The following is a 26,950-nucleotide window of genomic DNA, read 5'->3' on the forward strand; positions in this document are numbered from 1 at the left end:
GCCTACTCCTTGGCGACGCGTTTCATGTCCGCGTCCATCATCGCGCGGATCAAGGTATCCAGATCGGTTTTTGGCTTCCAGCCCAGGACACGCTGGGCTTTGGCCGGGTTGCCGAGCAGCACGTCGACTTCGGCCGGGCGGAAAAACGCCGGGTCAATCTTCACGTAGTCGCGGTAGTTCAGGCCAATGTGCTCGAAGGCGATGCGGCACATTTCACGCACGGTGGTGGTCACGCCGGTGGCGACCACGTAGTCGTCGGCCTTGTCCTGTTGCAGCATCAGCCACATGGCTTCGACGTAGTCGCCGGCAAAGCCCCAGTCGCGCTTGGTGTCGATGTTGCCCAGGCGCAATTCGTGCTGTTTGCCTTGCTTGATGCGCGCGGCGGCGTCGGTGACCTTGCGGGTCACGAACTCGATGCCACGCAGCGGCGATTCGTGGTTGAACAGGATCCCGCTGCTGGCGTGCAGGTTGAAGCTTTCGCGGTAGTTCACGGTGATCCAGTGGCCGTAGAGCTTGGCCACGCCGTAAGGGCTGCGCGGGTAGAACGGTGTGTTTTCGTCCTGCTGCTCGGCCTGGATAAGGCCGAACATTTCGCTGGTGGAGGCTTGATAGAAGCGCGTGTGCGGACTGAATTGGCGGATCGCTTCGAGCAGGTGAGTCACGCCCAAACCGTCGACGATGCCGGTGGTCACGGGTTGGTCCCAGGACGCAGCGACAAAACTTTGCGCGGCCAGGTTGTAGACCTCGTCCGGCGCCGACTTGATCACCGCGCGCTGCACCGAGCAGGCATCGGCCATGTCGCCGTCCAGGTAAACGATGTCGCCCTCGACCCCCATCTCGCGCAGGCGCCAGCGCGAATCGCTGCTGCGCCGGGCGACCAGACCGTGGACCTTGTAGCCCTTGTCGAGCAACAGTTTGGCGAGGTACGCGCCGTCCTGGCCGGTGATCCCTGTGATCAGTGCACTTTTTGTCATTCTTCTTTCACTCGCTTCTCCCAGTCGGACAGGATCGCCCGCAGGGATTGTTGTGTTGTGATTTCAGGCGTCCATCCGGTGGCCTGGGCCAGCCTGGCATGGCTGCCGCAAACGCGACGCTGATCTGCGCGACGCATGCGCGCAGGGTCCTGAATCAATTGCAGGTCGACCTGGGCCAGATCCCCCAGCTGTTCGATCAGGCTGCGGATGCTTTGCTCGCGCCCCGAGCAAATGTTGTAGACCTGGCCCGGCGTGCCTTTTTCCAGCAGGGCGAGATAGGCCGAGATCACATCGCCGACGTCGAGGAAGTCACGGGTGACATCGATGTCGCCGACTTCCAGTTGTGGCGCTTGCAGGCCTTGTTTGATCCGGTTGATTTGCCGCGCGGCGCTGGCGATGACGAAGCTGTCCTTCTGCCCGGTGCCGATGTGGTTGAACGGACGCGCCACCAAAACCGGCCAGCCTTCGCTCAAACCCCATTGCAGGCTGAGGAATTCCGCCGACAGTTTGCTCACCGCGTAGGGGTTGCGCGGGCCGGGGGGCTGGAGTTCGGTGATCGGTAACTGGGCTTCGCTGACCTGGCCGTAGACGTCGCCGGAGCTGACGTACAGGAAGGTGCCGCTGAAACCGCGCGCCTTGAGGGCTTGCAGCAGGTTCAGGGTGCCGAGCAGGTTGATGTTCAGGGTGCGCGCCGGATCCCGGAAGGCTTCGGGAACGAAGGTCTGGCCGGCCAGATGAATGACCGCGTCGGGCATCTCGGGCCACAGGCCTTCGAGGGTTTGCGGGTTGCCCAGGTCATAGCGTGACGGGGTAGGCAGCAGTTCCCATTCCGAGGCGACAGCACTCAGACGCGATTGGATGTGTTGTCCTACGAATCCACTCAGACCCGTCACGAACAGACGCTTTTTCAAACAGCGATCCCCTGGTCATACACTTCGTCCATTCCCCACAGGCTTTACGGAGATGTCTGACGGACCGGGTAAATTCCTTGGTCGAAAGACAGGCGAAATGCTTTGTTGTAGTTATTTGGTTGCCAATCTGTGCCAATTGCTCGGCAATTTCAACAGGTCCAACCGTGACTGGTCAGTTCTCGTTAGCGTAGCTCGATTTATTCTCGCCGGGCGGTTCACGAATCCTCAACGGATGTGTTTAGAATGCCCCTCGTCACGATTATTCAGCGTTCGTGCGGTGGGGTATGAAAGTCGTTCCCGCCCTCGTGAAGCTGACCATTAAAACAAGAACGTAGACGGGCAAGAAGACGAAGGACGACGACCGGTAAGTACCGACTCGATCCTGGCTTGGCCGTCATAGAGTGGGGCCGTCGGGTTGGCGGTTTCATCGTGGGATGCCATGAATTTCATACTTTACTCGGACGTCAACGACAGCTCCATCAGCCAGAGTCTCGGGCGTCCCGAATACAGCTATTACTTCGTGCTCAAGGCTTATCGCCCTGTGCTCGAAAGCCTTGGGCGGGTGCATGTGGTGTCCTCCGTCGCCGAGGTCGATCCTCTCTATCGACAATTGCTCGCCGCTGGCGAAGACAGCCTGTTCCTGTCCTTCACGCCGCCGCAGAAAACCCCCAATGACCTGGAATGCCCGACGATTTGCGTGGTGGCCTGGGAGTTCGATTCGATACCCGACGAGCAATGGGACAACGACCCACGCCAGGACTGGACGCACATGCTGGCGCGCCAGGGGCGGGTGATCACGCTCTCCAGTCACACGGCCCGGGCCATTCGCCGGGCCATGGGCGAAGACTTCCCGGTGCTGGTCTTGCCCACGCCGTTGTGGGAAAACTTCGCCGACATTCGTAGCCGTCATACCAGCGCCCCGGTCAATCCGGGTTCGACCCTGGACATCAAGGGCTGCCTCTTCGACACGCGTACCCTCGGGCTCAATGCCGATGCATTGATTCCAGCGCCACCCACGGCTGAAGAGTTGGCGGCGCTGGAGGCCCTGCGGCCACCGCCGCTGACGCTCAAGCGCCGCTTCGTCATTGCCCGTCACTTCTTGCGTCTGTGGGCACTTGACCTGGGCAAAGGGCAACCGGTGCCGGTGCATCGCATGCATTTTCTCAAGCAGTGGTATTGGGAAGGGATCCGCGATCTGTTATCGGACGCGGCCCATGACCGGCTGGCCAACGCCCTGCCAAACATCGCCGGCCCGTTGCCGATTGTGTTGCCCGAACCCGTACCACGGACCTGGCCAGACACCACCGCCCTGGTCGAAACCCAAGTCGAAGGCGTGGTCTACGCCACGGTGTTCAACCCCAAGGACGGTCGCAAGAACTGGCACCAATTGATCACCGCGTTCTGCTGGGCCTTGCGCGATAAGGACGACGCCACCCTGGTGCTGAAGATTACTCAGAGCGACCTGTCGTCCTACTACGACGAGCTGATGACGCTGCTCGCGCAGTTGTCGCCGTTCGCTTGTCGGGTGGTGGTGATGCACGGTTATCTGGACGATCCGCAGTACGCCCGGCTCTACGAAGCCGCGAGTTTCTACGTCAATGCTTCACGCTGCGAAGGCCTGTGCCTGCCGCTGATGGAGTTCATGGCCTGCGGCAAACCGGTGATCGCCCCGGACCACACCGCGATGGAAGACTACATCGATGAGGACGTGGCGTTTGTGGTCAAGTCCAGCGAAGAACTGACGATCTGGCCCCAGGACACACGCATCATCTACCGCACCCTGCGTTATCGACCGGACTGGGGTTCACTGAAAACCGCCTACGAAAACAGCTACCGGATGGCCAAGGAACAACCCCAGGACTACCAGCAAATGTCCCGGGCCGCCATCGAGCGCATGCACGCTTACTGCGCGTTCACCCCGGTGCAGCAGCGCCTGGCGGACTTCTTCGGCCTGGCCACCCAGGCCCCGGCGCCTGCGACCGTGACGGATAACGCCTCATGCTGATCATCATTCATTCAGAAACCAACCAGCACACCATCGCCCTCAACCTCGGCCGTTCCGAGTACAGCTATTACTTCGTGCTCAAGGAATACCGGCCGGTGCTGGAACGCTTGGGTCGGGTGGTGGAAGTCAGCGATCCCCAGACCGAAGTCGATGCCCTGTACCTCGACTGCCTGTCCCGGGGCGAACCGTGCGTGTTCCTGTCGTTCTCGCCGCCCCATCGCACGCCGGTCAACCTGGCCTGCCCGACCCTGCCGGTGTTTGCGTGGGAATTCAGCACCATTCCCAACGAACCGTTCGACGGCGAGCCGCGCAACGACTGGCGCAGCGTATTGCGGGCGTGCGGTGCGGCGATCACCCATTCCAGCTACACGGTCAACGCCGTGCGCGAGGCCATGGGCGCGGATTATCCGATCGTCGCCGTGCCCGCCCCGGTGTGGGACCGGTTCGCCGCCCGTGGCGCGCAGTTGCAGCGTCAACCGCTGGCCAATCAGGTGACGTTGAAGATCAAGGGCTTGGTGGCGGACAGTCGTCAACTCGATCTGCAAGCCTTTGGCCCGGCACATTTGCGCACGGGGGAGGGCATCGATTTCGACGCGCCGGCCAGTGAGCATGAGTTGCTCCTCGATGGCGTGATCTACACCTCGGTGTTCAACCCCAGCGACGGGCGCAAGAACTGGGAAGACATGCTCAGTGCCTTTTGCGTGACGTTCCGCGAAGCGCCGGACGCGACCCTGGTGCTGAAACTGACCCACCACGATGCCGAAGAAGCCCTGGCCGACATCCTTCACCATTTGTACAAGAACCAGTCTTACCGCTGCCGGATCGTGCTGATCTACGGTTATCTGGCGGATGTGGATTACGAGCGTCTGGTCGAGGCCACGAGTTACGTGGTCAACACCGCGTACGGCGAAGGGCAGTGCTTGCCGCTGATGGAATTCATGTCCTGCGGCAAACCGGCGGTGGCGCCACGCACCACGGCGATGCTCGATTACCTGGATGCCGACAACGCGTTCATCATCGACACCACTGACGAACTGACCGCCTGGCCCCATGACCCGCGCCGGGCGTTCCGCACGTTGCGCTACATCACCCATTGGGCATCGTTGTGCACGGCGTATCGCAGCAGTTATGACGTGGCCCGGGATGATCCCGAGCGCTATGGCCGGATGTCCGCCCACGCGGTGGCCAGCCTCAAAACCTTCTGCAGCCAGGCCACCGCCGAGCAACGCCTGAAGGTGTTCTTTGCCGACCTGTTCGAAACCCGCGCTGTCTCTGCCGAGGAAACCCCCGAGATATGAACGGCAGCAAACGAATCATGGACATCGAGCTGCTGCGCGGCATTGCGGTGCTGGGCGTGTTGTTTCATCACCTGACGGGCAGCCTGTTCACCGACCCGGTGCCGCTGCTGGAAAAAATCCATGGCTGGGGCCAACCCTGGTGGGGCGTCGATCTGTTTTTCGCCATCTCCGGTTTCGTCATCGCCCGCAGCCTGATCCCCGCCTTGCAGGGTTGCAGCACACGCCAGGAATACTGGCAGCAGACGCGCAACTTCTGGCTGCGCCGGGCCTTTCGCTTGTTGCCGTCGGCGTGGCTGTGGCTGGCACTGATGCTGCTGGCCTGTGTGTTGATCAACCGCTCCGGCGCGTTCGGCACGTTACACGCCAACCTCCAGGCGACCCTGGCCGGGGTCGCGCAGTTTGCCAACTTCCGTTTCGCCGACAGCTTCTATCGCTACGAATACGGCACCAGTTTCGTCTACTGGAGTTTGTCGCTGGAGGAGCAGTTCTACCTGCTGTTCCCGCTGCTGATCCTGATCTGTCGCAAGCACCTGGTCTGGGCCTTGCTGGCGTTGGTCGCGGTGCAGTTGTTTACCCTGCGCACGCCGCTGCTGATGGTGGTGCGCACCGACGCACTGGCCCTGGGCATCCTCCTGGCAATGTGGAGCGCCCGGCCAGGTTATGTGCGCTGGGAACCGACCTTCCTGCGCCGACCTTGGGCGGGTGTGTCATTCCTGGTGCTGGTAGCGCTGGCGTTGAGCGTGATTGCCACCGACCGCTTCACCTTCACCAGCTACCGCATCGGTGCGATTGCCGTGCTCAGCGCGGTGCTGGTCTGGGTCGCGTCCTACAACCGTGACTACCTGATGCCGCGCGGTCTGCTGAAAAATCTGATGGTGTGGATCGGCAGCCGCTCCTACGGGATTTACCTGATCCACATTCCTGCCTATGCACTGGTGCGAGAAGTGATCTTCCGATTGCAGGGCGCCGGTCTGCCGAGCCCGGCGGGTCATCCGATCCTGACCATCCTTATCGCCGGCGGGCTGATCGCCCTGTTGAGCGAGCTCAATTACCGCTTCGTCGAAATGCCCATGCGCAATCGTGGCGCCGCGTTGGTGCAACGCCTGGGCACGTCCCGAAACGCCGTCCCATCTCCTGGAGCTACCTCATGCTGAGCATTTTGAAGAGACTCACGGCGGGCACACCCGCGCCCACGCAGCCCGTGGCGCCGGTGCCGGACAAGGTCGACCCGTACATGCTCGGCTTGCACGATGCGATGCTCAGCGGCTGGTTCAATCAGGTAACCGGCGAGCTGTTCACCGGTTTCCCGGTGACCGCCGAGGACACGTTGCTCGACGTGGGCTGCGGTGATGGCGGTAACGTGCATTTCTGCGGCATGCGTGGGGCGAAGATCATCATTGCCGACATCGACGCGGCCAAGGTCGAGGCGACTCGCCAGCGCCTGGGCGACACCCCGGCCCGGGACGTCGAATGCCATGTCACCGACTGCAATCCGCTGCCGATTGCCGATGGCACCGCCACCCGCGTGGTGTCCACCGAAGTCATTGAGCACGTCGACGACCCGGCGCAGTTCCTTGCCGAGTTGGTGCGGGTCGGCAAACCGGGGGCGCTGTACCTGCTCAGCGTGCCGCACCCCAGCTCCGAAGACCTGCAAAAAGACATCGCCGCGCCGGAGTACTTCCAGAAGCCCAACCACATTCGCATCATCAGCGAAGAACAGTTCAAGGCCATGGTCAGCGATGCCGGCCTGGAAGTCCTGAGCCACAGCCAGTACGGGTTCTACTGGTCGATGTGGATGCTGTTGTTCTGGGAAGCCAAGGTCGATTTCAGCAGCCCCGATCACCCCTTGCTCAATCATTGGGCCGATACCTGGCAGGCGATCCTCGATTCGCCCCGGGGCGCGCAGATCAAACACGCACTGGATGCGGTGGTGGCGAAAAGTCAGGTGATCATCGCGCGTAAGCCCTAAAGGCGATCCACTGTGAGAGCGAGCTTTTGTGGCGAGGGGCTTGCTGAGAGCAGGGGGCTTTGGTGGCGAGGGAGCTTGCTCCCGCTCGACTGCGCAGCAGTCGTAATATCAGGCAACCCGGTTTGTCTGGAAGGGTGCAGGGGGCCGCTTCGCAGCCCAGCGGGAGCAAGCTCCCTCGCCACAGGTTATCTGTCAGGCCTTAGACTGCATTACCCTGTCGGCCTGTGTTTGTAGGGATCAGGGATGTGATGTCGTTCTTTATTCGCCTGTTGGGTCTGTTTGCCGCTTTCACCTTGCTCAACGGCTGCGACCAGCCCCACGCCCCGCCACTCGATCAACAACTCTATGTCTGGCAACGGCAATGGACCCCGGCCCACGAAGCCGCGTTGCGGAACAGCCATGCCGATTTCTCGACCTTGCGCGTGCTGGCGTTGCAGGCCTTTCCCCAGGACGGCTGGAAGCGGGCGCGGATTGATTCGGCGTTGCTCAATCAGGATGCGCGGCCGCTGATTGCGGTGATTCGCCTGGACGGCCAGCTCAAGGCGCTGGATCAGGACGAGATCATTGCCCAAGTCCGGCAAGTGCTCGACGACTGGCAAACCCAGGGCTTGACCGTGACTGGCGTGGAAATCGATCACGATGCCGGCAACGCTCGATTGCCGGTTTATCGGTCATTCCTCACGCAACTAAAAGCGGCACTGCCGGCGTCTCTGCCGCTGAGCATCACCGCGTTACCAGCCTGGCTCGACAGCCCTGATTTGCCCGACTTGTTGGCGACCGTCGATAGCAGCGTCTTGCAGGTGCATGCGGTCAGTGATCCGCGCCGGGGCTTGTTCGACGTGGATCAGGCCCGGCAATGGGCCAAGGCCTGGGGTCGCGTGACGCAGAAACCCTTCTATCTGGCCCTGCCGGCCTATGGCGTGGCGTTGTTGCCGGGGGCCGACGGCGCACCGGTGGTGGAAAGCGAAGTGCCCATCGAACACGGTGGTGAGCGCCGGGAACTGTTGGCCGATCCACTGCAACTAAGCACGCTGGCCCTGGACCTGCGCAACGATCCGCCGCCGCACCTTGCCGGGCTGATCTGGTTTCGCCTGCCGTTGGCCGGTGATCGCCGGGCCTGGAGCCTGACCACCCTCGGCGCCGTCGCTCGCGGTGATGCCCTCGACAGTCGCCTGAACCTGCAACTTTCCGAACAAGGCGGCCTCTATGACATCGCCGTCAGCAACCAGGGCAATCTCGACAACGCCTGGCCCGAACGCCTGACGCTGGCGGTGCACGGCTGTGACGGCGCCGATGCCCTGGCCGGTTATGCGTTGCAACAAAGCCCGGATCTGCTTACCTTCACCCGCCTGCGCGACGGTCGAATTGCCGCCGGCGGCCAACGCGCCATCGGTTGGGCACGCTGCACCCACATTGATCAAGGAGGTTCGAATGTTCACCCGTAACTGGCCCCGCCATCTGCTCTGCCTGAGCCTCGGTTTACCGCTGGGTTCGGCGCTGGCCTGCGGGCCGGATTTCCCGATGCGCCTGCTGGAAGACCGCGCCGGGTCACTGGCGCAGTTGCCGGAAGGTAACTTCAAATTCGAGATCAGTCGCCTCGGGCATGCCATCGCCGGGCTGAAGAATGTCACGGCGGCCACCAACAGCCCGGACAACGGCTATGGCGAGACGCCGTCCTACACCGAGCAACGGGACCAGGCCGAGCAGGCCGGTTTGAGCGCGGAACAACAAGCGCTGGTCAAGCAACTGCGCACGCTGACCGATGCGCATCAGGTGGAGGTTCAGGGCGCGAGCCTGCCGGTGGATCTGCGGCTTTACCTGGCGGGCGCCGTGGCGTTCAACGCCGGGGAGTATCAGGTCGCTGCCGAGTATTTCCAGAAAGTGTTGGCCCTGCCGGTGGAGCAACGGCCGTTGCGCAGCACCTGGGCCGCGTATTCGCTGGGCCGGGCGTTGTATGAAATGAGCGCCGAAGCAGACGCCGAGCCAGATCTGTTAGCCCAGGCGCAAAAAGCCTTCGAGCAGACCCGTCAACTGAGCATCGATGGCTTCAGCGATCCGCTGGAACTGGGCGTCGCCAGCCTCGGCGAAGAAGCGCGCGTGGTGCGCACGACGGGTGACTGGAACCGCGCGATCGAACTCTATGCCACGCAACACATCCACGGTTCGGCGGTGGGTTACGCCTCGCTCAAGCAGTTGATGGGCGAACTCACGGCGCTGCCTGACGATGAGTTGACCGCGTTGCTCAAAGGCAAGACCGTGCAGCAATTGGTCACTGCATCCTTGCTCAGTCGCGTCGGCTGGTCATTTGACGGGCAACCGCCGGGCGAGAAAAAACTCATCCAACTGCTGCAAGGCAGCACGCGCGGCAGCCTCGACAATGCGGATCGCCTGGCCGCGCTGAATTATCAACAGGGCGACTACGCCAGCGCCAAGGCCTTCGTCGAACACGCGGGCGACGGCGGCCTGGCCTGGTGGGTGCGGGCCAAACTGGCCCTGCGCGAGGGCGATAAAACCGCCGCCACCGCCGCCTATGCGAAAGCGGCCCAGGCGTTCCCGCAGAATGAAGCCTGGGGCGAGGCGCGTCTCCCGGAGTGGGATTACAACGACGTCGTCGTCCAGCCCAAATGCCGGGTCGAGGGTGAAAGCGCGATCCTTGCCCTGCAACGCGGGGATTACCTGCAAGCCTTCGATCAGCTCTATCGCAGCAATGGCGTCTATTGGCTCGACGCGGCCACCGTGGCCGAGCGGGTGCTGACCGTGGATGAGCTCAAGCATTACGTCGACACCAACGTGCCCGCCGTACCGCCGCAGACCCAGGAGCAACGGGACAACTATGCGCCGTTGCCGGTGGCCGCGAGCCTGCGCGATTTGCTCGGGCGGCGGTTGTTGCGCGAGGAGCATTACGACGAAGCGCCGGGGTACTTCGACAACGTCGAATTGCAGAACAAGGCCAAGGCCTACGCAGAGCAACGTCAGGAGGCCGATGCGGCCTGGTGGCCCACCACTCGCGCCGCCGCGTTGTTCAACGCCGGTAGCATGGCTCGACAATGGGGGATGGAGATCCTCGGCTATGAGATGTCACCGGATTACGCCAGTTTGTTCGGTGGCAACTTCAGCCTGGAGACTGCCGAGCTGAAAGTCGGGCCGCTGGTGTCCGAGGGTGAGGTCCAGCGCCAACAGGCCAGCGCGGCTCAGCCAGACGTGCGCTTTCACTACCGATTCGTCGCCACGGCCCTGGCCAGTCGCGCCGCCGACAACTTGCCGCACACCAGTCAGGCCTTTGCGGCTGTGCTGTGCACGGCGTATAGCTGGAACTCCAGTCTTGAGGAGCAGAGCGCGATCTATCAACGCTACGTCGACGAAGGCCCTTACGTGTACTGGGCCGGGGACTTCGGCCATCAGTGTCGCTCCCCGGACTTCCAGAACGCCAGCAAACGCTACGTGACCCAGGCCACGGATTCCGTGCGTTCAGCACTGCGGCCGTACAAGAAGCCAGTGCAGTTTGGCGGTGTGGTGGTCGTGGTGGCGGCGGCCTTGCTGTTGATCAACCGCCGGCGCCGCAAAGCGCAGTAAGGCTCACGCCTGTTGAACAAAGGTCAGCCTCACCGCGAACCCGATCAACAGGCTGCCGAACAGCCATTGCTGGACCCGTTGGGCCGATGGACTGCGTTGCAGCCAACGGCCCAGCGCGGCGCCGACCAGGGCGTAGGCGCTGTCGAACAGCAAGCCAACGCCCACCAGCAGCACGCCCAGCGTGGCGAACTGCGCGAGTACCGGGCCGGCCTGGGGGTTGATGAACTGCGGCAGCAATACCGAGCAGAACAGCAACGCCTTGGGGTTGAGCAGGTTGGTCAGTAATCCGCGCTGGATCGATTCGCGCCAGCGCGGTTTTTCCACCGTTGCGTCGGCGCCATTCAGGTTCGGCAGCATCGTGCTGCGCAGGCATTGAATGCCGATCCACAACAGGTACGCGGCCCCGGCCAGGCGCACCACGTCGAAGGTCCAGGGTGCAGCCTTGAACAACGCCGCCAGCCCCAGCGCCGCCAACGCCACATGACAACCCCGGGCGATGCCCAAACCAATCGCCGTGGCCAGCGCTGCGCTTTTGCCTTGGCGGGCACCGGTTTGCAGCAGCAGGATCATGTCCGGGCCGGGCAGCAGATAGACCACCGCCAGCGCCATGAAAAACAGCCAGAGTCCCGCCATGTCGCACCCCATTCGTTGTCGATTTGGTAGGGCCAGTCTAGGGCGGGAGGGCGGGGCAGGTGCTTGCGTAGTTGGCTACTAAAGTCTCGCGGATTGGCATAACCTGCCACGCAATGACGCGCTGACTATCGGGATCTGCCAAACCATGAAACTGGACGCCTACGACCGCAAAATCCTCGCCGCCCTGCAACGGGACGGGCGCCTGAGCAATGTGCAATTGGCAGATGAGATCGGATTGTCGGCGTCACCGTGCTTGCGCCGGGTGCGGATGCTCGAAGAGGCGGGGGTGATTCGCGGCTATCAGGCCAACCTCGATCGCGACGAAGTGGGGCTGGGGCTGACGGTGTTTGTCGGGGTCAAGGTCGAACGGCACAACGATGAACAGGCTGACGCGTTCCGCGAGGCGGTGACGGCGCTGCCGGAGGTGATTTCGGCGTTCCTAGTGTCCGGGGAATCGGATTTCCTGCTGCAAGTGGTGGTGCCAGACCTGCGCGCCTATGACCGGTTTCTCACCGGGCGGTTGCTGAAGTTGCCGGGGGTGAGTGATATCCGCAGCAACTTTGCGATTCACACGGTGAAGACGCCAGGGGCGTTGCCTCTGGAGCATTTGCCGGTCACCTAGGATCGTTCCCACGCTCCGCGTGGGAATGCAGCCCGTGACGCTCCGCGTCACTGGACGCGTAGCGTCCCTTGAGGCATTCCCACACGGAGCGTGGGAACGATCCTCTGCGAAAAATTACATCTGCGTCGCCATCCCCTCCACATTCATCGCCGCCTGGCGCAACGCCTCGGAGCGGGTCGGGTGTGGGTGGCAGGTCAGGGCAATGTCCTCGGCGGACGCGCTGAACTCCATGGCCACGCAATATTCACCGATCATTTCACTGACGCTCGGACCCACCAGGTGCACGCCGAGGATTTCGTCGGTGCGCTCATCGGCCAGCACTTTGGCGAAGCCTTCGGTCTCGTGATTGATCTTCGCCCGGCTGTTGGCGGTGAACGGGAACTTGCCCACCTTATAGGCACGACCTTCAGCCTTGAGCTGTTCCTCGGTCTTGCCGACGCTGGCCAGTTCCGGTTTGGTGTAGATCACGTTGGGGATCAGGTCGTAATTGACCTCGCCGGCCTTGCCGACAATCTGCTCGACGCAGGCCATGGCTTCGTCTTCGGCCTTGTGCGCGAGCATCGGCCCGGACGTGACGTCGCCGATCACCCAGATGCCAGCGGCTTCGGTGCGGTGCACTTTGTTGGCGAGCATGCCGCGTTTGTCGGTGGCGAGGCCGACGTTCTCCAGCCCCAGGCCTTGGGTGTAAGGCCGACGGCCGATGGCCACCAGCACGTAGTCGGCTTCGAGCAACTCGGCGGTGCCCCCGGCGGCGGGTTCGACGCTGAGCTGCACGCCGTTGGCCGAGGTGGTGGCGCTGGTGACTTTCGAACTCAACTTAAAGCTGATGCCTTGCTTGGTCAGCGAGCGCTGCAGGGTTTTGCCGGCCTCGCCGTCGACACCGGGGCAGATCCGGTCGAGAAACTCGACCACCGTCACCTGCGCGCCCAGGCGCCGCCAGACCGAACCCAGCTCCAGGCCGATCACCCCGGCACCGATCACCACCAGGTGCTTCGGTACTTCAGCCAGGGACAGCGCGCCGGTGGAGTCGAGGATGCGTTGGTTGTCGATGTCGACACCGGGCAGGGGAGTGGGCTCGGAGCCGGTGGCGATGATGATGTCCTTGGCGCTCAGCTCGGTCTTGGCGCCCTGGCTATCGGTGACAGTGACCTTGCCCGGCCCGTCGATATGGCCCCAGCCTTTGATCCAGTCGACTTTGTTCTTGCGAAACAGAAACTCGATGCCCTTGGTCAGCCCGGCAACGCTTTCATCTTTCTGCTTCATCATTTGCGCGAGATTAAGGGTCGGTTTGACCTCGATCCCCAGGTTGGCAAACTCCGCGCCCATGGCCGCGTCATACAGTTCGGAGGCGTGCAACAGCGCTTTGGACGGCATGCAGCCGACGTTCAGGCAGGTGCCGCCGAGGGTGGCACGGCCTTCGACGCACGCGGCTTTCAAACCGAGTTGGCCGGCACGGATCGCCGCGTTATAACCACCCGGGCCTCCGCCCAGAATCACGATGTCATAGGTGCTCATGCTGTTACTCCTGGAGTGAAGGGACCGGATCGGTCGTAGCTGTTGCTAAAAATTACGAACGTAATATGTGCGCTCAACGGTATTTCGGTCAAGGCTTCAGCCAAGCGACAGGTTGTGCACCTTTAGATAGAGCGATTTAGAACGGAAATTTCACGCCTTTCGTTATAAGGTAACGAGATGTGACGGGCTTTGACGTCAGCAACGATAAACACTGGGGTGGTATGCAAGTCGATCTTGATGTCGATGGAACTCAAGTAGCCGGGCTGCCGCGCTTTCAGCAGGCGTTGTTCCACGGGCGACGGTTGCGTCAGTACGCCATCGGTTTGAGCGCTTTGGCGGCGGCTGGGCTGGTACTGGCGTTTTTTGTCGCGCTGTTTGCGCCGCAATCACTGTGGGGCGCGCTGTTGGTCAACCAGAGCGGCGGGTTGCTGGTGCTGGTCGCCGGTTTGCAATCGGCGTGGTGGGTGACGCAATGGCGAGCTCGCGCGATGAATCCGGTGGTGTCGGTGCCGGTGGTTGTAGAGGAAGAAGTGGTCGCGCCGGCAGGTTGGTACGAACGCTTGCTGGACCGGATCGGCCAGCGCTGGGTGCATCTGCTGGGGCAGATCGGTGCGCCGACGTTGTGGCTGGCCGGTTGGAGCGTGCTGACGCTGTACAGCATTGGCCAGGTCTGGAACCTGGCGCTGACCCCCGCAGCGCTGGGCTTGTCCGCCAGTGTAGGCGCCGTGCTGTCGTTGCTGCTGGCGTTCGGTCTGCTGGTACTGGAGCGTCAACTGGCTCAGGAAAACAGCGCCGAATGGCCCGAAGCCGGGGCGTTGGCGCAGCTCACGCGCGTCGCGATTATCGGCTTGGTAGTGAGCGCGCTGTGCCTGCTGTTCGGCAATGAAACCTCAGTCTGGCCGGTACGCCTGGCGGTGCTGATCGGTTTGCTGCCGGGGTTGGTGGCGATCGAATTATTGCTGCGCGCGGTGCTGTCGCTGTTCAGTCCGCAACGGGAACAACTTGAACCGTCATTGCTGGCGCGCAGCTTTGTCGCGGACATGCTGCGCTGGCCACCACAACCGTTGCTGGCCTTGCAGCACGAATTGCATAACCGCTTCGGCATCGATCTGCGACAAATCTGGGCCTTCACCTACATGCGCCGGGCCTTCTTGCCGGTGCTGGCGGTGGTGGCGATGGTTGGTTGGGCGCTGACCGGGATTCATGAAATACCGCTGCAAGGGCGCGGGATCTACGAGCGTTTCGGCAAACCGGTGGAGGTGTTCGGTCCCGGTTTGCACGCCGGTTTGCCGTGGCCGTTGGGCCGGGTGCTGAGCGTCGAGAACGGTGTGGTCCATGAGTTGGCCACCAGCGGTGAAGCCACCACGCTCGTGGTGCTCGAACCGGCAGAAGGCCCGGCGCCGGCGATTGCCAATCGCTTGTGGGATGCCAGTCATGTGAACGATAAATCCCAGGTCATTGCCAGCAGCCGCGCCGACAAACAGAGCTTCCAGATCGTCAACATGGACGTGCGTTTCGTGTATCGCATCGGCTTGAACGACAAGGACGCGTTGGCCGCGACCTACAACAGCGCGGATGTACCGACGCTGATTCGCAGCACCGCCAGCCGGATTCTGGTGCACGACTTCGCCTCGCGCACCCTCGACGGTTTGCTCGGTGCAGACCGGGTAGGGCTGGGCGAAGAGATCGGTCGCGCCGTGCAGGCTGACCTGAAAAAACTCGACAGCGGCGTGGAAATTCTCGCCACCGTGGTCGAGGCGATTCACCCGCCGGCCGGCGCCGCCAATGCCTATCACGCGGTGCAAGCGGCGCAGATCGGTGCGCAAGCGTTGATCTCGCGTGAGCGCGGTGCCGCAGCGCAAGCCAGCAACCAGGCGCAGATGCAAGCCAGCATCGCCCGCGATCAAGCCACCGCCAGCGCCCGGGAAATCAACGCGACGGCCCAGGCGTCCGACCTGCGCTTCAGTGCCGAACGCAAAGCCTACGCCAGCGCCGGCCAGGCCTTTGTGCTGGAACAATATTTCAGTCAGCTGACCCAGGGCCTGGCCAATGCCAAGTTGCTGGTGCTCGATCATCGCCTGGGCGGCAGCAGCAACGCGCCGACCATTGACCTGCGTACGTTCACGCTGCCGGCTGACCCTGCGTCGCCGCGTAACACCGCTCAGCCAGGAGCCACCCATTGAGCCAGTCGAATACTCACGATCACGATGACCACACTGGCCACGATCACAGCCATGGCGGGCATCACCACGGTCATCATCACCATCACCACGGCGATCCCCAGGAAGCCGGGCCGTTCCCTTGGCGACGCATGGGCTGGGCGGCGTTGCTGGTGGCGTTCGCCATTGCAGCGGCGAGCCTGGTGCAAGTGCGTTCGGGGGAGGCCACGGTGATCACCCGTTTCGGCAATCCGTCGCGGGTGTTGCTGGAACCGGGATTGGGCTGGCGTTGGCCGGCGCCGTTTGAAGCGGCGATTCCGGTGGATTTGCGCCTGCGCACGACGTCCAGCGGTTTGCAGGATGTCGGTACGCGGGACGGTTTGCGCATCATCGTGCAGGCGTACGTGGCGTGGAAGGTGCAGGGGGACCCGGACAATGTGCAGCGCTTTATGCGCGCAGTGCAGAACCAGCCGGATGAAGCGGCGCGGCAGATTCGCACGTTTGTTGGTTCCGCGCTGGAAACCACCGCCAGCAGTTTTGACCTGGCCAACCTGGTAAACACCGATGCCAACCAAGTGCACATCGCCGATTTCGAAGCGCAGTTGCGTCAGCAGATTGATCAGCAGTTGCTCACCACCTATGGCGTGCGCGTGCTGCAAGTCGGCATCGAACGCCTGACGCTGCCATCGGTCACGCTGACTGCCACCGTCGATCGCATGCGCGCCGAGCGTGAAACAATCGCCACCGAACGCACGGCCATCGGCAAACGCGAAGCGGCGCAAATCCGTTCTGCCGCCGAACGGGACGCGCGCATTGTGCAGGCCGATGCCACGGTGAAAGCCGCCGACATCGAGGCGCAATCCCGGGTCGAAGCCGCACAGATTTATGGCCGCGCTTACGCCGGATCGCCGCAGCTCTACAACTTGCTGCGCTCCCTCGACACCTTGGGCACGATTGTTTCACCGGGCACCAAACTGATTTTGCGCACCGATGCCGCCCCATTCCGGGTGTTGGTGGACGGCCCGCCGAGCCTTGATAACAAGTCCGGGTCGCAGCCATGAATTTGGTTCCACGTGGAACAAATGAGTTAAGCAGCCCCTGGATTCAGGCCGGGCGTCTGGCTTTTTTGGCGCTTTACGCGGTGACGGTGCTGGCGGCTTTGGCGTGGGCATTCTCCAATGTGCGGCAGATTGATCCGCAGAATCGCGCCGTGGTGTTGCACTTTGGTGCGCTGGATCGCATTCAGAATGCCGGTCTGTTGTTGGCGTGGCCGCGTCCGTTTGAGCAGGTGATTTTGTTGCCGGCAGCGGATCGGGTGATTGAGCGTCGAGTGGAAAATCTGCTGCGCAGCGATGTGGCGTTACAGGCGGATCGGGTGGCGACGTTTGCCACGCCGCTGAGTGATGCACTCGCCGGCTCCGGTTATCTGTTGACCGGTGATGCCGGTGTGGTGCAACTGGATGTGCGGGTGTTTTACAAAGTCACCGAGCCGTACGCGTTCGTGCTGCAAGGCGAACATGTGCTGCCGGCGCTGGATCGCTTGGTCACGCGCAGCGCGGTGGCGCTCACTGCCGCTCGCGACTTGGACACCATCCTGGTGGCGCGCCCCGAACTGATCGGCACCGACAACAAAGCCGCCGAACGCCGCGAACGCCTGCGCGGTGACTTGGTGCAAAGCATCAATCAACGCCTCGCCGAACTGACTGCGACGGGGCAGGGGATTGGTATTGAAGTCGCCCGGGTCGATGTGCAATCGAGTCTGCCCGGCCCGGCGGTGAATGCGTTCAACGCCGTACTCACTGCCAGTCAGCAGGCCGACAAAGCCGTGGCCAACGCTCGCACCGACGCCGAGAAGCTCACCCAGACCGCCAACGAACAAGCCGACCGCACCCTGCAGGTTGCCCATGCCCAAGCCAGTGAACGACTGGCCAAAGCGTCGGCCGATACCGCCACGGTATTGAGTCTGGCTCAGGCGCAACAGCAAGGCACCGACCCGCAAATGCTCCTGCGCATTTACCGTGAGCGGATGCCGAAGATCCTCGGTCAGGCCGGCTCGGTGACCACGGTCGATCCGAAAGACGATTCCCACCTGATCATTCAGGGAGCTGCACAATGACCGCCCAAACCGCCGCCGCACCGAGCATGTTGTCCTCGGCCGAGCAACGCAGCGCCGCGCGCCAACTGACCCTGGCCATGCTTGCCCTGGGCTTGCTCGCGTTGGGGCTGATCTGGCGTTGGGTCTCGCCGGAGCAAACCGGCGTCAGCCAATTGCTATTGGGTTTTGCCTCGATCCTGGTGGCCGTGCCGGTGATGCGCTCGGCCTGGTACAGCTTGCGTTACCCGAGCCTGCACGGGATCACCGATCAGTTGATCGCCCTGGCGATGCTCGGCGCCTGGGCCACCGGTGATTTGCTCACCGCCGCGTTGCTGCCGATCATCATGATCTTCGGCCACGTGCTGGAAGAGCGCAGCGTGATCGGTTCCCAGGAAGCGATTCATGCCCTCGGCAAACTGACCCGCAGTCACGCGCGCAAAGTGCAGGCTGACGGGGCCATTGTCGAAGTCGATAACGGCACGCTCAAGGCCGGCGATATTGTCGAAGTGCGCGCCGGAGATCGCGTGCCGGCGGATGGCCGGGTGTTGTCCGGTCAGGCGAGCCTCGACACCGCATCGATTACCGGCGAGTCGGTGCCGTTGGAGGCGGTGGTCGGCATGACCGTGTTCGGTGGCGCGATCAACCTCGATGGTTTGCTGCGCATTGAAGTGACCCGCACCGGCAACGAATCGACCCTCGGCAAAGTCATCGCGCTGATGCAAAGCGCCGAACGTTCCAAGCCGCCGATCACCCGTTTGCTGGAGCGTTACGCCGGCAGCTACATGGTGTTGGTGTTGTTGCTGGCGGCGGTGACCTGGTTCGTGACCAACGATGCGCAGGCGATGCTCGCGGTGTTGGTCGCCGCTTGCCCCTGCGCGCTGGTGTTGTCGGCACCGGCCACGGCGATTGCCGGGGTGGCGGTGGCGGCGCGTCACGGGATCCTGATTCGCAGCTCGGCGTTCCTCGAAGAGCTGGCGGACCTGACGTCACTGGTGGTGGATAAAACCGGGACGCTGACCTTCGGCACCTTGCGCCTGCAATCCATCGACAGTCCATTGGAAGATCGCGGCCACGTACTCAAACTCGCGGCCAGTCTTGGCTCGGCGAGCAGTCACCCGGTCAGTCGCGCGTTGGCCAGTCTGGTCACTCAGGAGCATTTCCTGCTGCTCTCGGACATTCACGAGCGCCAGGGGTTGGGCGTGGTGGCGATGACCGAACAGGGCGAAGCGGCGCTCGGGCGTCCGGAGTTGTTCGCACAATTGGGCATCGCCACTTCGGTCGTGCCCGATCACGACGGGCCGATTGCCGGGTTGGCACTCAATGGCGAATTCCTCGCGTGGCTGCTACTGGCAGACACGATCAAACCGGAAGCACGCTTTGCCTTGAATGAATTGCGCGAGCTGGGTTTGGGACGGCAGTTGCTGCTCACGGGGGATCGGCAAAGCGTCGCGCATACCCTGGCCCGGGACGTCGGCATCAGCGACGTCGAAGCCCAGGCCTTGCCCGAAGACAAACTCAATCGGGTGATGACGGAAATCGGCAATGGCTTCCGGCCGATGGTGGTCGGCGACGGCATCAACGACTCCCTGGCGCTGAAGGCCGGCGTCGTCGGCGTGGCGATGGGTGCCGGCGGGGCGGACATTGCGCTGGCCTCGGCGGACATTGTGCTGATCGGCAGCGACCTGCGCCGGCTCGGCACTTGCGTGCGTTTGAGTCGTCAGTGCCGGCAGACGTTGCAGGTCAACGTGATCATCGGATTGGGCTGGACCCTGGCAATCGTCGCCTTCGCCGCATTCGGCTGGCTCGGCGCAGCGGGGGCGATGATTGCCGCGTTGCTGCACAACTTGAGCACGCTCTTGGTATTGGGCAACGCCGGACGGTTGCTGCGGTTTCAGGAGCCGCTGCTCAAATTGAAAGATGAAGTCTGATATACCCTTGGGGAACGCTCTAAACCGGGAGATATCGGCGCTCTAAACTTTTTAGAACTGTGTGCTCACTTCGTAGTCATCTAGGTGTGGACCATTGGTTTTCAGATCACGACGGCGGTTCGAAGCGTCGCGAGCTATATAGAAAAAGGCTATTAAATCGATAGCCAGCTATTTTTCTAGGATGGTCTACCCTCACATCAGACGTCTGAAATAAGGGGGGATTTTCCATGCTCGCGCAACTTCCACCGGCCTTACAGAATCTGCAGTTACCGCTTCGTCTGCGACTCTGGGATGGCCATGAATTCAATCTGGGCCCGACGCCCAGCGTCACCATTGTGGTAAAGGACCCACAGATGGTTACCCAGTTGACCCACCCAAGCCTTGATTCGCTGGGAGCGGCGTTTGTCGAAGGCAAACTTGAGCTTGAAGGCTCCATCAGCGACGTGATCCGCGTCTGCGATGAGTGGAGTCAGGCCTTGCTGGGCGAGGCCGACAGTCAGCCGGTGCGCCTAGCCCACGACAAGGAAACCGACGCCAAGGCGATTTCCTACCACTACGACCTTTCCAATGCGTTTTATCAGCTGTGGCTCGACAGCGACATGGCCTATTCCTGCGCCTATTTCGAAACCGGCAGTGAAACCCTGGAGCAAGCCCAGCAAGCCAAATTCCGCCACCTGTGCCGCAAGCTGCGCCTGCAACCGGGTGACTATCTGCTGGATGTCGGTTGCGGCTGGGGTGGGTTGGCACGCTACGCGGCCCGGGAATTTGGCGCGAAGGTGTTCGGGATCACCCTGAGTAAAGAGCAACTGGCCCTGGCCCGCGAACGGGTTAAAGAAGAAGGCCTGGAGGATTTGATTGAGCTTCAACTGCTCGACTATCGCGATCTGCCCCAGGACGGGCGTTTCGACAAAGTGGTCAGCGTCGGCATGTTCGAACACGTCGGTCATGCGAACCTGGCCGAGTACTGCAAAATCCTGTTCGGCGCGGTGAAGGAGGGCGGTCTGGTGATGAATCACGGGATCACCGCCAAGTACACCGATGGCCGTCCCGTGGGACGCGGTGCCGGCGATTTCATCGAGAAGTACGTGTTCCCCAACGGCGAGCTGCCGCACCTGTCGATGATCTCTGCCGAGATCAGCGAAGCCGGCCTGGAGATCGTCGATGTCGAGAGCCTGCGCCTGCATTACGCACGCACCCTCGACCACTGGAGCGAACGCCTGGAAGACAACCTCGAAGCCGCCGCCAAAGAGGTGCCGCAACAGGCGCTGCGGATCTGGCGCCTGTACCTGGCCGGCTGCGCTTATGCGTTCGCCAAGGGCTGGATCAACCTGCACCAGATTCTCGCGGTCAAAGCGCACCCGGACGGCAGCCATGAACTGCCCTGGACCCGCGACGACATCTACAACCCCTAGAGAATCGGGGAAATAAGCCGGGCGACCCGCATGCCGATCTGTTGCAGGCGGTGGGTCTCCCGGCTTTCTTCTTTGGCGATTTCGTGGGAAACGGCGAAATCGTCGTTGAGCATCTGTTCCACCTCGGCGGCAAACGCGCTGTCGACGGTCAGCAGCATCACTTCGAAATTCAGCCGGAACGAACGGTTGTCCAGGTTGGCGCTGCCGATGGCGCTGATCTCGCTATCGATCAACACCACTTTCTGATGCAGGAAACCGGGTTCATAACGGAACACCCGCACGCCTGCGCGCACGGCTTCGAAGGCGTAGAGGCTGGAGGCGGCGTAGACAATGCGGTGATCCGGGCGCGATGGCAGCAGCAATCGCACATCGACACCGCGCAGCACAGCCAGGCGTAAGGCTGCGAAAACGGCTTCGTCCGGGATGAAATAGGGGCTGGTGATCCATACCCGCTCGGTCGCCGCGTGGATGGCTTCGACGAAGAACAGGGAACAGGTTTCGTAGGAATCCGCCGGACCGCTGGCGAGCAATTGGCAGAGCACGCCGTCGTCCGGGTAGACGTCTGGCAGGATCAGCGGCGGCAAGGTGCGGGCGGCCCAGAACCAGTCTTCAGCAAAGGATTCCTGCATGCATGCCACCACCGGTCCGCTCACTTGCACGTGGGTATCGCGCCACGGCGCCAGGGGCGGTTTCTCGCCCATGTATTCGTCGCCGACGTTGTGCCCGCCGACGAAACCGAGCACACCGTCCACGACCACGATCTTGCGGTGGTTGCGGAAGTTGACCTGGAAACGGTTGAGCCAGCCGCTGCGGGTGGCAAACGCCTTGACCTCGACACCGGCATCACGCAACGGCTGCACGTAACTGTGGGGCAACGAGTGGCTGCCGATGCGGTCGTAAAGCAGGTACACCGCCACGCCTTCGGCGGCTTTTTTCAGCAGCAGGCTTTGCAGGCGCTGGCCGAGTCGGTCGTCGTGGATGATGAAGAACTGGATCAGCACGGCTTCTTTGGCATGGCTGATCGCTTGGAAAATCGCCTCGAAGGTCGCCGTGCCGTTGATCAACAGGCGCACTTCATTGTTCGCCAGGCACGGCATGCGCCCCAGTTTCGGCATCGCCCGCAAGGAGGCGTAGGCATTGGAGGCGCGGGCGGTCAGGGCTTCTTCGACCCACGGACGCCAGTTCAGCTCGGAGATGGCCTTGCGCATTTCCTCGTTGGCCTGGCGCCGCGCCTTGATGTAGCCATCAAAGGTGCTGCGGCCGAAGACCAGGTACGGGATAAGTGTCAGGTAGGGAATGAACAGCAACGACAGGGCCCAGGCGATCGAGCCTTGGGCGGTCCGAACGGTCAACACGGCGTGGATGGCGGCAATCAGGCCCAGCGTGTGCAATAGCGCGATCAGGTATCCGAAAACATGCGGTCCAAAATAATCCATGGGGCAACCTTGCTCCTGAAGATTCAATACGTAACAGACCATGTTCCGTGCAGAATGTCGCTATTTAATTGGCCCATGAACCGAAGCCCGTGGCTGACGTCTAAAGGCCACTAATGATCAGGAGTTACTCGATGAACGTTCGTCTGCTGGGTTTGGCCATGGCCCTTGGTTTGTCCCTTCCTGTGGCGGCTCAGGCGCAGATGCTGCAACCGGGTTTGTGGGAGTTGACCACGAGCAATATGAAAGTCGATGACCAGAACCTGCCGGATCTGCAACTGATCCTCGGTCAGTTGCAGGGCCAGATGACCCCGGCACAACGGGCGCAGCTGGAGAAGCAGGGCATCACCATGGGCGGCAAAGGGATTCGTGCGTGCCTGACGCAGGCGCAAGTTGCCTCCGACAACATTCCGCTGACCGATCCGCAATCGGGCTGCAAGCAGGAAATCACGGATCGCACCGGTAACCAGTGGAAATTCCGCTTCAGTTGCCCGAAAGCGCAGGGTGCGGGTGTGGCGACGTTCCTCAGCGATCGTGAGTTCACCACCAAGGTGAACGGCACGTTCAATGCGACCGGGATTCAGCAGAAGGGCAGTCTGGATACCCGCGCCGTTTGGCTGGGGCAGGATTGCGGGACTGTTAAGCCGAGAGCCTAAAAGCAATCGCGAGCAAGCTTTGCTCCTACGGACGGTGATGTCCGTAGGAGCAAGGCTTACCCGCGAAGGCGTCCTTTCAAACTCCACAATCTTTAGGATGTAAAAACCCGCACACCTCATCAATCCGCATCCGACCGAAATCCTCCCCGCCACAACTGCGCACGCTGACAAACCCCCCGTCCTTTTCCTTCGCTCCGACCACCAGCAGGTACGGCACGTTGCGTTCACTGTGCACGCGAATTTTGTGAGCGATCTTCTCGTTGCGCAGATCCGCATGGGCACGCACGCCACTGCGTCGCAGCTGCTCGGTCACCGACTGGGTGTAATCGATCTGGCGTTCATCGATGTTCACCACCATCACCTGAGGCGGTACTTGCCATTGCTCCAGTTCCTGTTGGGTGGGCCAGCAAGTGCCGTAGATCCGTTGCAGCGACGTGCCTCCGACATGATCCAGGGTAAAAGCTTGCAGCACTCGGGTGGCGGGGACGTGGGGGGCCCTTGCTCAGGTAGTCGCCGTCGCCCAAGCGGTACACCGAGTGACGTTCGGTCGCAGAGAGAGGCCGCTGTCGAATGGAATGGTTGGTCGCGGCCAGCGTGCGCATCCTCTCCTCAATCGGTGTCAGGTCAGCCACCGTTAACATCCGCTGCAACGCAAACTCATAGAAGAACCCGTCCCCCATTGCCGACCCCTTGAGCAACAGCACGCTGGGGTGCAGTTGCTTGACCGCCATGGCCAGCATCAGCGCACAGGAACGGCGCAGGATCTCCAGTCCATCGGGCTCCTGAGGCGTGACGATACTGACCCGCGCATCGCCCTGGAGCATGAACCCACAGTCCACCAACACGCCGTCCACCCGACCGGCCACAGCCGCTTTGGCCAGCGCGAAACCGATACTCGCCGCCAGTTCGTACACGGACAGCGGCTGATCGTATTCACGCAGAGAGCCGTCGGGCAGGGTGATGTGGATCATGGTCAGGTTCTCGGTACTGGGGTGTTAACGCATGAAGCGCAGGGGCAAACCCTGGCAGCTGTCATGTAGACGATTGGCGTGCCAGGCAATTTGCCCCGACACCAGGGTGGTGCTGACGCTGTAGCGAAAACGATGCTGGGCGAAGGGTGTCCAGCCGCACTGCGAGAGGATCGGATGCTGGGACACGGCGACGCCGTCGGGCTCGGATTTGATCAGCACCAGGTCCGCCCAATAGCCTTCGCGCAAATACCCTCGGTCGGGAATCGCGAACAGATCGGCGACCCGGTGGCTGGTCTTGGCCACGAGGGTGGTGATGGGCAGCACGTCATCCGCCACCAGTTCCAACAGCGCGGGGAGGGCGTGTTGTACCAGCGGCAGGCCGGACGGCGCCTGAGTGTAAGGCCGTTGTTTTTCGCCCCAGGTGTGCGGCGCATGATCGCTGCCGATCACGTCCAGCCGATTGCTCAACAGGGCTTGGCGCAGCGCGTCACGGTCGGTCTGGGACTTGATTGCCGGGTTGCACTTGATCAGGTTGCCGAGGCTCGGGTAATCGCGATCATCGAACAGCAGATGATGCAGACAGACTTCGGCGCTGATGTGTTTCTGGCTCAGCGGTTTGTCTTCGAACAAGGCCAGTTCGAGCGCGGTGGTCAGGTGCAAAACGTGCAGGCGGGTGCCGTGCCGTTTGGCCAGGTCCACGGCCATTGAGGAGGAACAAAGCAGGCCTCGGCATTGCGGATCAGCGGATGGGCCTCGGCCGTCAGGTGTTCACCGTACAGCGTTCGCAGGGTGGCCGCATTGGCGTCGATGCTGGGCGTGTGTTCGCAGTGGGCCAGCAGAAGGGTTGGCACTTCAGCGAACAGGCGTTCAAGAATCCGCGGATCGTCCACCAGCATGTTGCCCGTGGACGCGCCCATGAACACCTTCACCCCGGCGACTTCGCAAGGATTGAGCGCGGCCACGGTGTCGAGGTTGTCGTTGCTCACACCGAAGTGAAAGCCGTAGTTGGCCACCGAATTGATCGCGGCGCGGCGCTTTTTATCGTCCAGTGCTTCGAGGGTCAGGGTGGCCGGTTGGGTGTTGGGCATGTCCATGAAACTGGTGATGCCACCGGCCACCGCTGCTCGGGATTCGGTGTAGAAACTGCCTTTGTCCGGCGCCCCGGGATCTCGGAAATGCACCTGGTCGTCGATCATGCCGGGCAGCAGCCATTGGCCCCGCGCATCGATTTCCACGCGCGCGGTTTCGCCTTCAATGCTGCCGGCGATCTTGACGATGCGGCCATTGCTCACCAGCAGGTCGCCGTCAAACACGCGACCTTCGTTCACCAAACGGGCATTGCGAATCAGCACGCTGCTCATGGTCAGAACTCGTTCTGCAGGGCTTTGTAGCCGCGCACCAGATCAACGTTGGTGCGCGCCACATCCTCGGAAAACTCCGAGGCGCTGACGCTCACCGGCGGGAACTGCGAAAGGTCGGTGCCGGGGCCGATTCGCGTAGTGGACGGCACATAGAAGGCCGCGGGCAAGTCCCGGCCGTCGACTACCGAGTTGTGCCGTACCACGCAGCCGTTACCCACCGAACAGTTGAACAGCACGCTGTTGAAGCCGATGAACACCCGGTCGCCGACGGTGCAGGGACCGTGGACGATGGAGCGGTGGGCGATGGAACTGAACTCGCCGATGGTCACCGCCGCGCCGGACTTGGAATGGATCACCACGCCGTCCTGGATGTTCGAATTGGCGCCGATGGTGATTGGCTCCATGTCACCCGAGGCATCGACTTCGTCAGCGCGAATGACTGCATAGGGACCGACGAATACGTTCTCGCCGATCACCACTTTGCCGCAGATGATCGCGGTTTTATCCACGTACGCGGATTCCGCAATCACCGGCAGATGACCTGAGGGGTTCTTGCGGATCATGGCTTGCTCAACGCGTCGTAGAGGGTGTTGAGGTTGTATTCGAACAGTCCGGCGAAGGTGCTGGCTGGGCCGCTTGCCGCGAGCGCATCGGAGTAAAGAGTGCCGCCGATGTGCGCGCCGCTTTCATCGGCAATCTGCTTGAGCAGGCGCGCGTCCTTGATGTTTTCCATAAACACCGCTTTGACCTTCGCTTGGCGAATCTGGGTGATCAACGCTGCGACTTCGGCGGCGGAAGGTTCGCGCTCGGTGGACAGACCCTGGGGCGCCATGAAGTCGATACCGTAAGCCTGGCCGAGATAGCCGAACGCATCGTGGGACGTGACGATCTTGCGGTTACCCGGTGGCAGCGAACCGAGTTTGGCCTTGGCTTCGGCGAGCAGGGCGTAGATCTGTTTCAGGTAGGCCTGGCTGTTGCGCTGGTAGTCGGCTTTGTTGGCCGGGTCGGCGGCGATCAACGCTTTGGTGATGTTGGCGATGTACAACTCGGTGTTCGCCAGGTTGTGCCAGGCGTGCGGGTCGGGAACGGTTTCGCCGTCTTCATCCAGGGAGCGCGGAATCACACCGTGGCTGGCGCTGATCACCGGGGCTTTGGTTTCGGTGCTGGTCACCAGGCGGTCCAGCCACGGCTCGAAGCCGAGGCCGTTCTTGATGATGAGCCTGGCCTTGAGCAGCGCTTTGGCATCGTCCGGGGTCGGCTCGTAGGTGTGGGCATCGGCGTCCGGGCCGACCATGTTGGTGATCTGGATATGCTCGCCGCCGACCTGATGGGTCATGTCGGCGAGGATGCTGAAACTGGTGACCACCTGCAGTTTTTCTGCGGCGGACAGCGACATCGACAGCATCAAACTGAACAGCACGAGTAAAGCGCGCAT

The 26,950-nt window shown here is 62.2% G+C and carries 20 protein-coding genes and 3 pseudogenes; 13 read left to right on the forward strand and 10 right to left on the reverse strand.

Going from position 1 to position 26,950, the window contains the following annotated elements; genetic code table 11:
* Positions 1-2: 2 nt before the first annotated feature.
* Both gmd and FQ192_RS15420 read right to left on the reverse strand, forming a co-directional pair.
* On the reverse strand, positions 3-974 hold the full coding sequence (gene gmd / locus FQ192_RS15415; protein WP_149659367.1) for a GDP-mannose 4,6-dehydratase: 972 nt from the start codon (positions 972-974) through the stop codon (positions 3-5).
* Complete coding sequence (locus tag FQ192_RS15420; protein ID WP_149659368.1) at positions 971-1,885, reverse strand: GDP-mannose 4,6-dehydratase; 915 nt, start codon at positions 1,883-1,885, stop codon at positions 971-973. The genes gmd and FQ192_RS15420 overlap by 4 nt, the downstream gene beginning before the upstream one ends.
* Positions 1,886-2,324: 439 nt before the next feature.
* On the opposite strand from FQ192_RS15420, the gene FQ192_RS15425 reads away from it, so the two are divergent.
* The 6 genes from FQ192_RS15425 (at position 2,325) to FQ192_RS15450 (ending at position 10,730) form a co-directional block, all read left to right on the forward strand.
* Positions 2,325-3,890: a glycosyltransferase gene (locus FQ192_RS15425; RefSeq protein ID WP_149659369.1), complete on the forward strand. Its 1,566-nt coding sequence runs from the start codon at positions 2,325-2,327 to the stop codon at positions 3,888-3,890.
* Positions 3,884-5,188, forward strand: a complete 1,305-nt coding sequence (locus tag FQ192_RS15430; protein ID WP_149659370.1) for a glycosyltransferase — start codon at positions 3,884-3,886, stop codon at positions 5,186-5,188. The genes FQ192_RS15425 and FQ192_RS15430 overlap by 7 nt, the downstream gene beginning before the upstream one ends.
* A complete protein-coding gene (locus FQ192_RS15435; protein ID WP_149659371.1) occupies positions 5,185-6,342 on the forward strand; it encodes an acyltransferase in 1,158 nt (385 codons plus the stop codon). The genes FQ192_RS15430 and FQ192_RS15435 overlap by 4 nt, the downstream gene beginning before the upstream one ends.
* Complete coding sequence (locus tag FQ192_RS15440) at positions 6,336-7,157, forward strand: class I SAM-dependent methyltransferase (protein WP_149659372.1); 822 nt, start codon at positions 6,336-6,338, stop codon at positions 7,155-7,157. The genes FQ192_RS15435 and FQ192_RS15440 overlap by 7 nt, the downstream gene beginning before the upstream one ends.
* Positions 7,158-7,405: 248 nt before the next feature.
* Positions 7,406-8,602, forward strand: coding sequence for a DUF3142 domain-containing protein (locus FQ192_RS15445; RefSeq protein ID WP_149659373.1), 1,197 nt, complete (start codon positions 7,406-7,408; stop codon positions 8,600-8,602).
* Complete coding sequence (locus FQ192_RS15450) at positions 8,589-10,730, forward strand: hypothetical protein (protein WP_149659374.1); 2,142 nt, start codon at positions 8,589-8,591, stop codon at positions 10,728-10,730. Before FQ192_RS15445 ends, FQ192_RS15450 begins: the two co-directional genes overlap by 14 nt.
* Positions 10,731-10,733: 3 nt before the next feature.
* On the opposite strand, the gene FQ192_RS15455 is transcribed toward FQ192_RS15450, so the two are convergent.
* Positions 10,734-11,363, reverse strand: a complete 630-nt coding sequence (locus tag FQ192_RS15455; protein WP_149659375.1) for a LysE family translocator — start codon at positions 11,361-11,363, stop codon at positions 10,734-10,736.
* Between the two features lie 145 nt (positions 11,364-11,508).
* On the opposite strand from FQ192_RS15455, the gene FQ192_RS15460 reads away from it, so the two are divergent.
* Entirely contained in the window at positions 11,509-11,985 is a 477-nt protein-coding gene (locus FQ192_RS15460) for an Lrp/AsnC family transcriptional regulator (protein ID WP_149659376.1), read from the forward strand.
* A gap of 114 nt (positions 11,986-12,099) precedes the next feature.
* Here the strand turns inward: FQ192_RS15460 and lpdA are convergent, their stop codons facing one another.
* Positions 12,100-13,500, reverse strand: coding sequence for a dihydrolipoyl dehydrogenase (gene lpdA / locus FQ192_RS15465; RefSeq protein ID WP_149659377.1), 1,401 nt, complete (start codon positions 13,498-13,500; stop codon positions 12,100-12,102).
* A 221-nt stretch (positions 13,501-13,721) separates the two neighbouring features.
* Here lpdA and hflK (FQ192_RS15470) point away from each other — a divergent pair, with 221 nt between their 5' ends.
* The 5 genes from hflK (FQ192_RS15470) (at position 13,722) to cfaB (ending at position 21,094) form a co-directional block, all read left to right on the forward strand.
* A complete protein-coding gene (gene hflK / locus FQ192_RS15470) occupies positions 13,722-15,683 on the forward strand; it encodes a protease modulator HflK (protein WP_149659527.1) in 1,962 nt (653 codons plus the stop codon).
* Positions 15,680-16,720 (forward strand): protease modulator HflC, encoded by a 1,041-nt coding sequence (gene hflC / locus FQ192_RS15475; protein ID WP_149659378.1) that lies wholly within the window; start codon positions 15,680-15,682, stop codon positions 16,718-16,720. Before hflK (FQ192_RS15470) ends, hflC begins: the two co-directional genes overlap by 4 nt.
* The gene (gene hflK, locus FQ192_RS15480; protein WP_149659379.1) at positions 16,717-17,775 is read left to right on the forward strand and encodes a protease modulator HflK; all 1,059 of its coding nucleotides are present in this window, start codon (positions 16,717-16,719) and stop codon (positions 17,773-17,775) included. Before hflC ends, hflK (FQ192_RS15480) begins: the two co-directional genes overlap by 4 nt.
* Positions 17,772-19,682 (forward strand): heavy metal translocating P-type ATPase, encoded by a 1,911-nt coding sequence (locus tag FQ192_RS15485; protein ID WP_149659380.1) that lies wholly within the window; start codon positions 17,772-17,774, stop codon positions 19,680-19,682. Before hflK (FQ192_RS15480) ends, FQ192_RS15485 begins: the two co-directional genes overlap by 4 nt.
* Before the next feature lie 227 nt (positions 19,683-19,909).
* Positions 19,910-21,094, forward strand: a complete 1,185-nt coding sequence (gene cfaB, locus FQ192_RS15490) for a C17 cyclopropane fatty acid synthase CfaB (protein ID WP_149659381.1) — start codon at positions 19,910-19,912, stop codon at positions 21,092-21,094.
* Here the strand turns inward: cfaB and cls are convergent.
* Together cls and FQ192_RS35040 are read right to left on the reverse strand one after the other, a co-directional pair.
* A complete protein-coding gene (cls, locus tag FQ192_RS15495) occupies positions 21,091-22,530 on the reverse strand; it encodes a cardiolipin synthase (RefSeq protein WP_149659382.1) in 1,440 nt (479 codons plus the stop codon). The genes cfaB and cls overlap by 4 nt on opposite strands.
* A 23-nt stretch (positions 22,531-22,553) precedes the next feature.
* A pseudogene (locus FQ192_RS35040) lies at positions 22,554-22,634 on the reverse strand (CRISPR-associated DxTHG motif protein); the annotation flags it as partial.
* Between the two features lie 27 nt (positions 22,635-22,661).
* Here FQ192_RS35040 and FQ192_RS15505 point away from each other — a divergent pair.
* Complete coding sequence (locus tag FQ192_RS15505; RefSeq protein WP_054617102.1) at positions 22,662-23,183, forward strand: DUF3617 domain-containing protein; 522 nt, start codon at positions 22,662-22,664, stop codon at positions 23,181-23,183.
* A gap of 76 nt (positions 23,184-23,259) precedes the next feature.
* On the opposite strand, the pseudogene FQ192_RS15510 reads toward FQ192_RS15505, so the two are convergent.
* The 4 genes and pseudogenes from FQ192_RS15510 to FQ192_RS15525 form a co-directional block, all read right to left on the reverse strand.
* Positions 23,260-24,154: pseudogene (locus FQ192_RS15510) on the reverse strand (His/Gly/Thr/Pro-type tRNA ligase C-terminal domain-containing protein).
* A gap of 24 nt (positions 24,155-24,178) precedes the next feature.
* Positions 24,179-25,515, reverse strand: a pseudogene (locus tag FQ192_RS15515) (dihydroorotase).
* Between the two features lie 2 nt (positions 25,516-25,517).
* Complete coding sequence (locus FQ192_RS15520; protein ID WP_149659383.1) at positions 25,518-26,078, reverse strand: DapH/DapD/GlmU-related protein; 561 nt, start codon at positions 26,076-26,078, stop codon at positions 25,518-25,520.
* Complete coding sequence (locus FQ192_RS15525; RefSeq protein ID WP_149659384.1) at positions 26,075-26,950, reverse strand: metal ABC transporter substrate-binding protein; 876 nt, start codon at positions 26,948-26,950, stop codon at positions 26,075-26,077. The genes FQ192_RS15520 and FQ192_RS15525 overlap by 4 nt, the downstream gene beginning before the upstream one ends.

This window comes from Pseudomonas sp. ANT_J12, assembly GCF_008370045.1.
In the GTDB taxonomy this organism is placed as follows: Bacteria; Pseudomonadota; Gammaproteobacteria; order Pseudomonadales; family Pseudomonadaceae; genus Aquipseudomonas.